Source organism: Streptomyces sp. NPDC024555 (genome assembly GCF_055559335.1).
Window position 1 is genome coordinate 1 of sequence record NZ_JBVHKV010000027.1, and the last position, 12,162, is coordinate 12,162.

At 70.6% G+C, this 12,162-nt stretch carries 11 protein-coding genes; 3 read left to right on the top strand and 8 right to left on the bottom strand.

Translation table 11 applies throughout. The features are described 5' to 3' along the window. The 6 genes from ACZ4FH_RS33065 to ACZ4FH_RS33090 form a co-directional block, all read right to left on the bottom strand. On the bottom strand, nt 1-313 hold a 313-nt coding region (locus ACZ4FH_RS33065; protein ID WP_467309467.1), incomplete at its 3' end, for an ATP-binding cassette domain-containing protein. 107 nt (nt 314-420) lie between these two features. After that, nucleotides 421-1,266, bottom strand: coding sequence for a DUF4097 family beta strand repeat-containing protein (locus ACZ4FH_RS33070; RefSeq protein WP_467309468.1), 846 nt, complete (start codon nt 1,264-1,266; stop codon nt 421-423). A gap of 91 nt (nt 1,267-1,357) precedes the next feature. Beyond that, nucleotides 1,358-1,876, bottom strand: a complete 519-nt coding sequence (locus ACZ4FH_RS33075; protein ID WP_467309469.1) for a hypothetical protein — start codon at nt 1,874-1,876, stop codon at nt 1,358-1,360. A 184-nt stretch (nt 1,877-2,060) separates the two neighbouring features. Next, entirely contained in the window at nt 2,061-2,933 is an 873-nt protein-coding gene (locus ACZ4FH_RS33080; RefSeq protein WP_467309470.1) for a carbohydrate ABC transporter permease, read from the bottom strand. Continuing rightward, on the bottom strand, nt 2,930-3,895 hold the full coding sequence (locus tag ACZ4FH_RS33085) for a carbohydrate ABC transporter permease (protein WP_467309471.1): 966 nt from the start codon (nt 3,893-3,895) through the stop codon (nt 2,930-2,932). The genes ACZ4FH_RS33080 and ACZ4FH_RS33085 overlap by 4 nt, the downstream gene beginning before the upstream one ends. A gap of 92 nt (nt 3,896-3,987) precedes the next feature. Further along, nucleotides 3,988-5,307, bottom strand: a complete 1,320-nt coding sequence (locus ACZ4FH_RS33090) for an ABC transporter substrate-binding protein (protein ID WP_467309472.1) — start codon at nt 5,305-5,307, stop codon at nt 3,988-3,990. A 294-nt stretch (nt 5,308-5,601) separates the two neighbouring features. On the opposite strand from ACZ4FH_RS33090, the gene ACZ4FH_RS33095 reads away from it, so the two are divergent. Both ACZ4FH_RS33095 and ACZ4FH_RS33100 read left to right on the top strand, forming a co-directional pair. Next, nucleotides 5,602-8,013: a glycoside hydrolase family 2 protein gene (locus ACZ4FH_RS33095; RefSeq protein ID WP_467309473.1), complete on the top strand. Its 2,412-nt coding sequence runs from the start codon at nt 5,602-5,604 to the stop codon at nt 8,011-8,013. Further along, nucleotides 8,010-9,041: a LacI family DNA-binding transcriptional regulator gene (locus ACZ4FH_RS33100; protein WP_383651198.1), complete on the top strand. Its 1,032-nt coding sequence runs from the start codon at nt 8,010-8,012 to the stop codon at nt 9,039-9,041. The genes ACZ4FH_RS33095 and ACZ4FH_RS33100 overlap by 4 nt, the downstream gene beginning before the upstream one ends. Nucleotides 9,042-9,256: 215 nt before the next feature. On the opposite strand, the gene manA is transcribed toward ACZ4FH_RS33100, so the two are convergent. Both manA and ACZ4FH_RS33110 read right to left on the bottom strand, forming a co-directional pair. After that, nucleotides 9,257-10,450, bottom strand: a complete 1,194-nt coding sequence (gene manA, locus ACZ4FH_RS33105) for a mannose-6-phosphate isomerase, class I (RefSeq protein ID WP_467309474.1) — start codon at nt 10,448-10,450, stop codon at nt 9,257-9,259. Beyond that, nucleotides 10,438-11,436 (bottom strand): ROK family protein, encoded by a 999-nt coding sequence (locus tag ACZ4FH_RS33110; RefSeq protein ID WP_467309475.1) that lies wholly within the window; start codon nt 11,434-11,436, stop codon nt 10,438-10,440. Before ACZ4FH_RS33110 ends, manA begins: the two co-directional genes overlap by 13 nt. 309 nt (nt 11,437-11,745) lie before the next feature. Here ACZ4FH_RS33110 and ACZ4FH_RS33115 point away from each other — a divergent pair, with 309 nt between their 5' ends. Continuing rightward, the gene (locus ACZ4FH_RS33115) at nt 11,746-12,156 is read left to right on the top strand and encodes a hypothetical protein (RefSeq protein WP_467309476.1); all 411 of its coding nucleotides are present in this window, start codon (nt 11,746-11,748) and stop codon (nt 12,154-12,156) included. Nucleotides 12,157-12,162 lie beyond the last annotated feature (6 nt).

Below are 12,162 nucleotides of genomic sequence, written 5' to 3' on the forward strand. Positions count from 1 at the left end.
CGGTGATCAGTCCGTCGACGGCGGAGAACTGTCCGGTGACGCCGATGGTGGCGCGGGCGGCCTGGGGGTCGGTGGCCAGGTCGTGCCCGCCGACGTGGACGGGTCCGGATCCGGGGTCCGGCCTCACCAGGGTCGAGAGGATCTTCACGGCGGTCGTCTTGCCCGCACCGTTCGGACCCAGCAACGCGAACACGGACCCGGCCGGGATCCGCAGGTCGATGCCGTCCAGGACGACCTTGTCCCCGTAGGACTTGCGCAGACCGACGGCGGAGACGGCGCTGGGCGCCTCCTCGATGGTCGCAGAGCTAGACATGGGCATGACAGAACTCGGCATGGCGTCCTCCGACGCGAAGACTGGGAGAGAGGGAGAGGGGGAGAAGCAGGGGGAAGGGAGCGGGGGAGCGGGCGCGAGAGCGGGGCTCAGGCCTGGGAGCGGCGGACGTCGATGTTGCCCCAGCGCGTCCGGGCGCGGATCTTGACGGTCTCCTCGGTCGACTCCGGGGCGTCCGAGGCCGTGAGCGTGTTGCGCACCTGGCCCCGGCCGGAGTCCGCGTCGAGCCAGGCGGCGGTGCCCGTGCGGATGCCGATGTCGATGGCACCGTGGTTGGTCTCCAACTGGACGGTCCCGCGGACCACTTCGCCCACGCGCAGGGTGCCGTGCGCGGTGGTGGCGGTGACCGACTCCTCGGCGCGGGCGATGTCGATGTCCCCGTTGGCGCCGCTGACCCTCAGTTCCCCGTTGGCCAGGCCCACGGTGGTGCTGCCGTGCGAGTTCTTGAGGACGGCGGGTCCGTCGAGGTGGCCGACGCGCATGCTGCCCGAGCTGGTGGTGATCTCGGCGGCCCCCTCGACCCGGTCGACGGTGATCGAGCCGTGCGAGGCGGTGAGCTTCAGCGGGCCGGTGACGTCCAGCCGGACATCACCGGACGAGGTCTTCACCCGTACCTCGCCGAGCCGGCCCTCGCCGAGGACCTGGGCCCAGGCGCCGGTCATCTCCACATGGGAGCCGGCGGGCAGTTCGACGGTCACGTCGACCATGCCGGTCCGCCCGACGAGGTAGCGCTGCTTGGGCGTCCGGATCGTCAGGGCGCCGTTCGCGTACGCCACCTCGGTCTGGCCGGCGGCCCGTACGTCCTGGTCCTTCTTCGGGTCGCGGGGCCGCGCCTCGACGACGGTGTCGGTGCGGTCGCCCGCGATGAACTGGATGGACCCGGCGTCCACGTGCGCGGTGGCGGTGATGGGCCCGGGGGTGTCGAAAGAAGGCATGGCTGTCCCGTCCTCATGAGTCTGCTGGGCGTCCTCGCAGGTGGGACGCCCGGTGGATGAAGTGGTTCGGGTGCGGTGGGCGGGGGCGCGGTCAGCGCACCCATCCCGTGAAGTTCTGTCCGACGGCCCGGGACCTCTCCGCCGTGCGCGGCGGGGCGCCGCCGTCGACCGCGGCCGAGACGGCCCGTACCAGCCAGGCGTTGACCGACAGGCCCTCCCGGCTCGCGGCCTGTTCGGCACGGGCCTTGAGCGGGGCCGGGAGGCGCAGGTTGACGCGCGCGGTGGCGCCCTCCTCGCCGTCGCCGGCCGCGGCGGGCGGCTCGGCGGGGGCGGCGGGTGCGACCGGTTCCGCCGCGGTGCCGCCGGTGGGCGGCAGGGTCACCACGAAGTCGGGGTCCAGTCCGCGCAGCCGTACGTCGACCGAGCCGGGGGCCAGCTCCCGGGTGATCTCGTCCATCGCGGCGGAGAGCACGTTGAGCATCGTCAGCCGGGTCGCCGATTCCAGCGGGGCGGTGAGCCGGTCCGCGAGTTCGCGGGCGTCCTCGCCGCCGGCCTCGGCGGCCACCGCGAGTTCGCGGCGGATGGTGTCGACATACGGGGTGAGGTCCATAACGCCATCATGGCACCACTGTGGCGCCATGGCAAGCGTATGAATGGCGCCAGTGGTGCCACTGCATGGCGTGCGGGAAGCGATCAGGGCCCGATCCCTTGGGTGGATCGGGCCCTGATCTGCGTATTCATGAGAAATGAGGCAGCCGTGCGCGGGGTGGCGCCAGTGGTGCCATGCGGGGTGCCTACTTGGTCGCGCCCTGGGCGAAGCCGTTGTAGATGTACCGCTGGAGGAACAGGAAGACGACCAGCGTGGGCAGGATGACGAGGATCGCGCCGGCCGAGATGTTCTCCCAGTGGGCGCCGAACGGCCCCTTGAACCGGAAGAGCGCGGTGGACACCGTGCCCAGCTCCTCCGACGGCATGTAGAGGAAGGGGATGTAGAAGTCGTTGTAGACGGTGATCCCCTTGATGATGACCACGGTGGCGATGGCCGGCTTGAGCAGCGGGAAGATCACCTTCCGGTAGACCGTGAAGGAGTTGGCCCCGTCCAGCCGGGCCGCCTCGTCCAGCGAGACCGGGATGCCCCGGATGAACTGCAGGAAGATGTAGATGGAGACGATGTCGGTCCCCATGTACAGCAGGATCGGTGCCCACCGGGTGTCGAACAGGCCGAAGCTGTTGACGACCTGGAAGGTCGCCACCTGCGTGGTGACGCCCGGGACCAGGGTGGCGACCAGGAACAGCCCCATGACCAGTTTCCTGGCCGGGAAGTGGAAGCGGTCGATCGCGTACGCCGTCATCGAGCCGATGACCACCGTGCCGGTGATCGAGAACAGCAGGATGAACGCGGTGTTCCCGAAGGCGGTGACCATCTTGCCGTCGGTGAACGCGGTCGCGTAGTTGGAGAGGTTGAGCCAGTCCGAGGGCAGGGACAGCGGGCCGCCGTCGGCCATCTCGTCCGAGGTCTTGAGCGAGGTCAGGAGGACCACGCCCAGCGGGACGAGGACGACCAGCGAGGCCAGCACCAGGGAGAGATAGACGGCGGTCCTGCCGATCAGGCCGCGGGTGCGGACGGCCGCGGCGGACTTCCGGGTCGTGGTCGGGGCCGTGGTCATACGAGGTCCACCTTCTCATCGGGCACGAGACGGCGCTGGATCCAGGTGATCAGCAGAATGATCAGCAGCAGCACCACCGCGGCGGCCGAGGCCAGCCCGGTCTTGTTGAACTGGAACGCGAGCTTGACGGTCTGGATGACGAACGTCGTCGTCCCCGTCGAGCCGCCGGTCATGATCCACGGGATCTCGAAGACCGAGAGGGATCCCGAGACCGCCAGGATGATGCTCAGGCTCAGTACGGGTCTGATGCCCGGCGCGATGATGTGCCGGAACTGCTGCCACCGCGAGGCCCCGTCGAGCTGCGCGGCCTCGTACAGCTCACCCGGAATGGACTGGATGGCGCCGAGGAAGAGCACGAAGTTCAGGCCCGTGTAGCGCCAGACCGAGACGCCGGACAGGGAGGTGTTCGCCGAGGCGGGATCGCCCAGCCAGGCGTGGTCGGAACCGGCGCCGACCCAGGACAGCACCGAGTCCAGCGTGCCGCCGTCCTTGAAGAAGTACAGGAAGATGAAGCCGATGGCCACGCCGTTGACCAGGTAGGGGAAGAAGAGGATCCCCTTGAACAGGTTGCGGAACCTGAGGTCGAAGCTGAGCACCGTCGCGAAGTAGAGGGCGATCACGATCTGCACCACGGACGCGGCGAGGTAGTAGAAGCTGACGAAGAAGACCCGGAAGAGCTCGGGCCGGGTGAAGATCTGGACGTAGTTGTCCACGCCCGTGAAATCGCGCTCGGGACTGATGCCGTCCCAGTCGGTGAAGCTGTAGTAGAGCATGTTGCCGACGGGCACGTACGTGAAGGTGATCAGCAGTACGAGCGGTACGGCGAGGAACATCCACGGGGTCAGCCGCCGCAGCAGCCGTCCGCGTGGTGCCTGCCGCGGCGGACGCCGGCGGCTGCCCCCGGCCCGGCGGGCCGCGGCGCGCGGCGGTGTCGCCGGGGCCGTATCGATGGTTCGGGTCATGTCTCAGGGCCTTCTCTCATCCGCTTGCGCCCGTCGGGCTCGTCGGCCCCGGCCGCCGCTGCCGGGCGGCCGGGGCCTTCCTCCGCCGGCTGTCAGGAACCGGCGGTCTTCGCCGCCTCGTCCCACCTCTTGTCGAGGCCGGCGAAGAAGTCCTTGAGGCTGCCGTGCTCCGCGCCGCGGGCGATGTCGATCAACTTCTGGCGGTAGTCGGGGGTGTTGAGGCCGATCTCGGACGCCTTGTCGATGTCGTTGACCTTCGCGGTGTCCTTCTCCGACCGCTCCATGAAGGTGACATCGTTGTCAACGAAGTCCTCGAGGGTGTCGGGCATGGCCGCGGACTTCACCGTGGGAACCGCGCCCTCCTTGGCGGAGTAGCCGGACTTCTCGGTGAACCAGTCGATCCACGCGCGGGCGGCCTCCTTGTGCTCGGAGTTGATGTTCACCGCCTGCTGGTAGTCGGAGACCAGCGTGGCGCAGAACTTCCCGTCCTTCTGGGCGGGGAAGGGCATGAAGCCGATGTCGCCCTTGCTGCCGCCGGCCGCCTCGGCGGCCTGCTGCATCTGCGTGATCGACCAGGAGCCGAGCATCATCGCGCCGATCTTCCCCTTGGCGACGAGGGTCTTGGACTCCTCCCAGTTGGTGGTGTTGGGGTCCTTCTCGGAGAGCCCGCCCTTGACGATGTCGTGGAGCAGGGTGTCCGAGACGTTCAGCTCGCTCCCGGCCTTCCACGGCGAGACGGCTCCGGCGAGCTTGTTGCTCGCGTCCTTGTCGCAGGTCACCGAGCCGACATTGCTGGTCCACTGGACCAGCGGCCAGCCGTCGCCGAAGTTGGTGTAGTAGGGCACGGCCTTCGTCCTCGCCTTGATCGCGCCGAGGTCCGCGAGGAACTCCTGCGGCGTCTTCGGCCACTCCTCGATCCCGGCCCGCTTCCACACGGCCTTGTTGTAGACGAAGCCGTTGGCGGTGCCGAACTGGGCGACGCCGTAGACCTTGCCGCCGACCTCCGTCTTGTCGCTGAAGCGGTACTTCGCGCCCAGTTCCTCGGCGGAGCCCAGCGGGGCGAAGAACCGCGGGTAGTCGTTCTTGGCCACCGCGCCGGGGATCATGAGGACGTCACCGTAGTGCTTGGTGTTCATCCGGATCCGGGCCTCGCCCTCGTAGTCCGTGAGGCCCTCGAACTTCACCTTGACCTTGGGGTAGATCTTCCGGAACTCGGCCGCGTAGGCGTCCATGGCACCGCTCTTGACCAGGTCGGTGCGCTGGGTGAGGACCGTGATGCTGCCGCTCACCTCCTTCGCGTCGGCGGGCGCCGAGGCGGTCTCCGAGGACGGCGTGCCCCCGCCGCCGCACCCCGTCACGGTCAGCGTCGCGACGGCCAGCAACGCACCGGTCAGGGTCTTGGTCTTCCCCATGTGCCCAACTCCTTCAAGATGGCGGCTCAAGGTCTGCGGTGGGATAGCGGCACTATGGCAGCCCAGTAGTGAACCGGTAAAGCTCAAATTTCGATCGTGATGCTCAATCGTTACCAGCAAGCCTCTTTGTGCCGATTCGTCCGATGGTGAGCGAGCTGACGGTGACGGAAGTGGCACTAGACCGGTTTATGGACACGACGTGATCAGCGGGTTAGGTTGGCGGCGTCGTACATCTACCGGCCTGAACCACCGGCCCGGGTCACCGGTCCGAGTCAGGCGATTGGAGCCGCTCCCATGAAGGACGTCACCCCGCTCAACGACGGCTGGACCCTGCGTCACGACGGATCCCTGCTCCCCGCCGTCGTGCCCGGCTGTGTGCACACCGATCTGCACGCCGCCGGGATCGTCCCGGACCCCTTTCTCGGCCTCAACGAGAACGAGGTCGCCTGGGTGGGCCGGCGCTCCTGGACGTACGAGCGGCAGGTGGCGCACGACAGCGGCCACGAGCGGACGGATCTCGTCCTCGACGGACTCGACACCGCCGCGACGCTCACCCTCGACGGCCGGACCCTGGGCAGCACCCGCAACATGCACCGCGGCCACCGGTTCGACGTCACCGGCGCGACCGGGCTGCTGGAGATCGCCTTCGCCTCCGCGTACGAGGAGGCCGAGGCGGTCCGCGCCCTGACCGGCGACCGGCCCAACGTCTATCCCGAACCCTCCCAGTACATCCGGAAGATGGCCTGCAACTTCGGCTGGGACTGGGGGCCGACGCTCGTCACCGCCGGCATCTGGCGCCCGGTCCGCCTGGAGCACTGGTCCACCGCACGCCTCGCCTCGGTGCGTCCACTGGTCACCGTCGAGGACGGCACCGGCCGGGCCGAGATACGGATCGCGGTGGAGCGCGCCGACAGCGGCCGCGCCCGCGCGCTGACCGTCACCGCCTCCGTCGCGGGCGTCCGCGCCGAGGCCCTCGTCGAGGGGGACGAGGCCGTCGTACGGCTGGACGTCGACGCGCCGCGCCTCTGGTGGCCGCGCGGCTACGGCGACCAGCACCTCTACGACCTCACCGTCGAACTGCGCGACGCCGACGGCGTACTCGACGACTGGGAGCGGAGGATCGGCTTCCGTACGATCGGACTCGACCGCTCCGCCGACGAGCACGGCACCGGATTCACCCTCGTCGTCAACGGCGTGCGGATCTTCGCGCGCGGCGTCAACTGGATCCCCGACGACGCCTTCCCGTCCCGGATCACCCCCGAGCGCTACCGCACCCGGCTCCGGCAGGCCGCCGACGCCCATGTCGACCTGGTCAGGGTCTGGGGCGGCGGCATCTACGAGGACGAGGCCTTCTACACCGCCTGCGACGAACTCGGCCTGATGGTCTGGCAGGACTTCCTCTTCGCCTGCTCCGCCTACCCCGAGGAGCAGCCGCTGCGCGGCGAGGTCGAGGCCGAGGCGCGTGACAACGTTGTCCGTCTGATGCCGCACCCCAGCCTCGTGCTGTGGAACGGCAACAACGAGAACCTGTGGGGCTTCCGCGACTGGGAGTGGGAGCCCGAGCTGGCCGGCAACTCCTGGGGCGAGGGCTACTACCTGGGACTGCTGCCCCGGCTGGTCGCCGAACTCGACCCCACCCGCCCCTACGCGGCGGGCAGCCCCTGGTCCGGCTCCTGGGACCACCACCCCAACGACCCGGCGCACGGCACCCACCACTCCTGGGAGGTCTGGAACCGCCAGGACTACGCCGAGTACCGCGCCGACGTCCCCCGTTTCGTCGCGGAGTTCGGCTGGCAGGCGCCCCCGGCCCTCGCCACGCTCCAGCGCGCCCTGCCCGGCGAGGACCTGGCCCCCGACTCGCCCGGCATGCTCCATCACCAGAAGGCCGAGGACGGCAACGGCAAGCTGAACCGCGGCGTCGCCCGCCACTTCCACCTCCCCGAGGACGACTTCGACCGCTGGCACTACCTCACCCAGGTGGTGCAGGCGCGCGCCGTCGCCGCCGGCATCGAGCACTGGCGCTCCCACTGGCCGGTCTGCGCCGGCACCGTCGTCTGGCAGCTCAACGACTGCTGGCCGGTCAGCTCCTGGGCCGCCATCGACGGCGACGGCCGGCTCAAGCCGCTCTACCACGAGCTGCGCCGGGTGTACGCGGACCGGCTGCTGACCCTGCTGCCCACGGGCGACGGGGGCGAGGGCGGCCCGGTTCTCGCCGTCGTCAACCAGGCCGGTGCCGAGTGGCGGACCTCGGTGGAGCTGCGGCGCGTGGAGGCCGACGGGACGACGCTGCACCGCGCGGTGCGGGAGGTGGCGGTGGGGCCCCGCTCGGTGGTGCGGATCCCCGTTCCCGAGGAGCTGGTGCCCGGTGCCGCGTCCGCCAAGGAGTTCCTCGTCGCCGACGCAGACGGTCTGCGCGCGCTCCATTTCCCGGTCACCGACAAGGAGTTCGCCTATCCCGCCCCGGAGTTCGACGTCGACGTGGAGGCGGTGGCGGGCAGGCGGGATACAGTCGACGTCGTGGTGAGCGCGCACACTCTGCTGAGAGACCTTCTTCTCCAGGCCGACCGGCTGGACCCGGCCGCCGAGGCCGATCAGGGCCTGCGGACCCTGCTGCCCGGCGAGCGGCTCCGGATCCGGGTGACGGGCTGCGGCTCCGTCGACGAGGCGAGGGCGCGGTCCGCCCTCTTCAGCGCGGGCGCCCGGTGAACGGTCCCGCCCGTGTGACGATCAAGGACGTCGCCGCCCGTGCCGGGGTGTCCAAGGGCGCCGTGTCGCTGGCGTTCAACCAGAAGCCCGGTGTCTCGGACGCCACCCGGCAGCGGATCTTCGACGCGGCGAAGGAGCTGGGCTGGGCGCCGAACCTCACGGCGCGCAGCCTCTCCAGCCAGCGGGTCGACATCATCGGCCTGGCCCTGTGCCGGCCCGCCCGGCTGCTCGGCCTCGAACCGTTCTACATGGACTTCATCTCCGGTATCGAGAGCGTCCTCGCCGACCGGTCGTACTCGCTGCTGCTGCGGCTGGTGCGGGACCTCGACGAGGAGACCGAGCTGTACCGGTCGTGGTGGCGCAGCCAGACGATCGCGGGCGCGATCCTGGTCGACTTCCACGAGGACGATCCGCGGGTTCCCGCGCTGGCCTCCATCGGGCTGCCGGCCGTGGCCGTCGGACATCCCTCGCTGACCGGTGCGTTCCCCGCCGTGTGGACCGACGACGCGACCGCCGCGGCCGAGGCCGTGCGCTATCTGGCCGCGCTCGGCCACCGGCGGATCGCCCGCGTCGGCGGCCCGGTCGGGCTCGGACACAGCGCGATCCGGGCCCACGCCTTCGCGACCACGATGCGGGAGCTGGGACTTGAGGAGGGCCGGCAGATCGCGACCGGCTTCGACGGCGGCGAGGGGGCGCGGGCGACCCGGTCCCTGCTGATGTCGCCGGAGCGTCCGACGGCCATCGTGTACGACAACGACATCATGGCCGTCGCGGGCGCGGGCGTCGCCGCCGAGATGGGCTTCGTGGTGCCGGACGACGTGTCGCTGCTGGCCTGGGACGATTCACAGCTGTGCCGGATCACGCATCCGACGCTGTCGGCGATGAGCCACGACGTCCACAGCTTCGGCGCCCAGGTGGCCCGCACGCTGTTCGCGGTCATCGAGGGACAGCATTCCGGTTCCGTCCAGGTGCCGACGCCGTCGCTCACCCCGCGCGGCTCGACGGCGCAGGCACCGGTGGCGCACTGAGCTTCCGGATCGTGAGGTTCGAGCAGTGAGGTCCGGATCGCTTGGTCCGGATCGCTTGGTCCGGATCGTGAAGTCCGGATCGTGAGGTCCGAACGGTGAGGTCTGCACGGTGAGGTCCGGATCGCTCGGTCCGGATCGTGAGGTCCGAGCTGTGAGGTCCGACCCCCGCCCCGCCCGGTGCGACGTTCCGGGCGGGGCGTTGTGCGTACGGCGGGTCAGGGGAAGGCGATGTCCACCGTGGCGCGGTAGGCGGTTCCGCTTCCGCTGACCGTCAGCGGTTCCCCCGCGGGGGCGTACGCCGAGGCGCCCGCAGGGAGGTCGAGCGAGCCGTCGGCTCCGGTGACACGGACGGTGCCGGAGGTGCAGACGAGGATCTGAGGGGCGGCCGCGTCGAGAGCGACCTCCGGCCGGTGCGCGCCGGGCCGTACGACGGAGAGCCGGAAGTCGTCCACGGCGCAGGCGTACACCTCCTCGCCACCGGTGACGGCCACGGGCCGCTCCACCCGGACCTCGGTCGCGGCGAACCGGATCACCCGCAGCAGCTCGGCCGTGTCCACGTGCTTGGACGTCAGCCCGCAGCGCAGCACGTTGTCGGAGCCCGCCATGACCTCGACCCCGAGCCCCCTTATATAGGCGTGCGGTACGCCCGCGCCGAGGAAGAGCCCCTCGCCCGGTGCCAGCCGGACATGGTTGAGCATCAGCGCGGGCAGCAGTCCGGCGTCCCCGGGGTGCGCCCGCGCGATGGTCTCGTACGCGGCGAACTCCTCCCGGAACGGGCCGGGACGCGCCGCCTCACGGGCCACGGCGCGGGTGACCTCGGCGACGAGGGAGCGGTGCGGGGTCAGGAACGCCGAGAAGACCTGCCGCAGCGCGGCCTCCTCGGGGAGAGCCCGCAGGGCGACGCGGTGACGGTCGAGCCGAGCGACCCGCAGCGCGCCGAGCAGGTCGGCGCAGCCGGCGGCGGTCCGGAAGCCGCAGAGACCGTCGAAGGCGCCGAGCGCGACGATCATCTCCGGCTTGTGGTTGGCGTCGGGATAGGTGCGGTGCGGGGCGTCGAGCGGGATCCCGCGCGCGTTCTCGCGGGCGTGCCCGGCGGCGGCCTGGGCCAGGTCCGGGTGGACCTGGAGGGAGAGCGGCGCCTCGGCGGCCAGCAGTTTGAGCAGGAACGGCAGACGCGGCCCGAAGCGGCGCAGAACGGCCTCGCCCAGTTCGGCCCCGGGCGCCTCCTCGATGACCGCGCCGAGCGAACGCGGACCGTCGCCGCGCTCGACGAGGGACGGCGCGGTGGGATGGGCGCCCATCCACAGCTCGGCCTGCGGCGTTCCGTCCGGCTCCGCGCCCGTCAGTGCGGGAAGCGCGGTGGTGGAGCCCCAGGCGTAGCGGCGGACGGTGTTGGTCAGGCGGTCCATGCGGCGGTCCTCCCGGCGGCCTCGGCGGTCCTCGCCGGGACCACGGTGCTTCTCCCGGGGGTGGTGGAGGCGGCTGCCGCGGCGCCGATGAGCCCGGCGTCCAGGGCGAGCAGCGCCGGTACGACGGGCAGTCCGCGGGTGAAGTCGAGTACGGCGTAGCCGGCGAGGTGGGCGCGCAGGGGTGCGAACAGGATGTCGCCGGCCTGGGCCACCCCGCCGCCGACGACCACGAGGTCGAGTTCGACCAGGGCGGCCGTGGCCGCGACGGCCGCCGCCAGGGCGCGGGCCGCCCGGTCGTAGGCCGCGAGCGCGCGGGGATCGCCGGCCCGCGCGGAGCGCGCCACCTCGGCGGCCGTCGCGGGGCCGCCCGTCGGCGGGGTCCAGCCGGAGGCCTCGGCGTAGGCGGCGATGGACGTACCGCTGGCCAGCCCCTCGACGCAGCCCGGCGCGCCGCAGGGGCACACCGAACCGTGCAGGTCGACGGTGATGTGCCCGATGTGGCCGGCGTTCCCCGTCCGGCCGGTGCGGAGCCGGCCGTCCAGGACCAGGCCGCCGCCGACGCCGGTGGAGACCACCATGCACAGGGCGTTGTCGAAGCCGCGCGCCGCGCCGAGCCAGTGCTCGGCCGCCGTCATGGCCACGGCGTCGCCGACCAGCACGGGCCGGGTCCCCGCGGGCATCCGGGGGTGCGCGGCCACCCGCTCGACCAGCGGGAAGCGGCGCCAGGCAGGGATGTTGACCGGGCTGACCGTGCCGGCCGCGGTGTCGACCGGCCCGGCGCTGGCGATGCCGAAACAGCTCTGCGTGTCCCACATCGGATGCCGGGCGAGCTCGTCGACGACCGAGGTCACGGCGGCCATCAGCACCTCGGCGGACTCCCGGGCGGGTGTGGGCCGTTGGGCGCGTGCGACCAGGGTCCCCGTGTCGTCCACGAGCGCCCCGGCGATCTTCGTACCGCCGATGTCCAGTGCTCCGTACACCGTCACGCCACCACCACACCTTTCGTGAACGGGTGCGGTTCTCCGGTACGGATCGCGCCCCCGGAGCCACTCTGACGTGTGGGTGACAACGTTGTCTAGTAAACAGTTTAGTTAAGGCAAAGGTTTAGTCATGAGATTGCGGTCGGGGGGCCGGGGCGATCTCCGGCGGGGTCGCGGAGGCGGGGTGGGGGCGTCTCGTCATCCATCTTTCCGTCGTCACTGGATCGGGCGAAGCAAGATCGGTTCAGTGCACGAAGAGGAGTTGAGCGGATACTCTCTGTAATCACTGGCTCGGTGATTCCGCAGGGAGGAAGCATGCGAAAGCTGACAGCTCTGGCCGTTACCGGCGCGCTGTTCTTCGGGGGGATGGGGGCCGCGGTTGCTGGGGGCTGGCCCCCCGTTCCAAGGCTGAAGACGACGGGTGCCGCCTTCGTCGACGGCGCCTACAAGTGGGAGCCCAAGGGAAAGAATCACGGCGGTTTCCACCTCAAAGGCAGTCTGGCGGATGCCGAGGAGGGCGACGGAAACAACGTCTACATGCAGGTGCGGGTCGAGGGCTACGGCTGGAACCGCCTCAATGGGAAACAGGGCAAGACGGTTCACCTCGACAAGATCGTCTACGACGGGGCCGCGCAGTACACCCGGCAGGCATGGATCCGAACGTGCCGCGATCGGGGCTCACTTCACCCCGACAACTGCTCCTACACGAAGCACTACGCAAGGTAGTGGGGT

Excerpts from the sequence above, each read along its gene's own strand:
- ACZ4FH_RS33070 (WP_467309468.1), bottom strand. The coding sequence starts at position 1,266 with ATGCCTTCTTTCGACACCCCCGGGCCCATCACCGCCACCGCGCACGTG.
- ACZ4FH_RS33075 (WP_467309469.1), bottom strand. The coding sequence starts at position 1,876 with ATGGACCTCACCCCGTATGTCGACACCATCCGCCGCGAACTCGCGGTG.
- ACZ4FH_RS33080 (WP_467309470.1), bottom strand. The coding sequence starts at position 2,933 with ATGACCACGGCCCCGACCACGACCCGGAAGTCCGCCGCGGCCGTCCGC.
- ACZ4FH_RS33085 (WP_467309471.1), bottom strand. The coding sequence starts at position 3,895 with ATGACCCGAACCATCGATACGGCCCCGGCGACACCGCCGCGCGCCGCG.
- ACZ4FH_RS33090 (WP_467309472.1), bottom strand. The coding sequence starts at position 5,307 with ATGGGGAAGACCAAGACCCTGACCGGTGCGTTGCTGGCCGTCGCGACG.
- ACZ4FH_RS33095 (WP_467309473.1), top strand. The coding sequence starts at position 5,602 with ATGAAGGACGTCACCCCGCTCAACGACGGCTGGACCCTGCGTCACGAC.
- manA (WP_467309474.1), bottom strand. The coding sequence starts at position 10,450 with ATGGACCGCCTGACCAACACCGTCCGCCGCTACGCCTGGGGCTCCACC.
- ACZ4FH_RS33115 (WP_467309476.1), top strand. The coding sequence starts at position 11,746 with ATGCGAAAGCTGACAGCTCTGGCCGTTACCGGCGCGCTGTTCTTCGGG.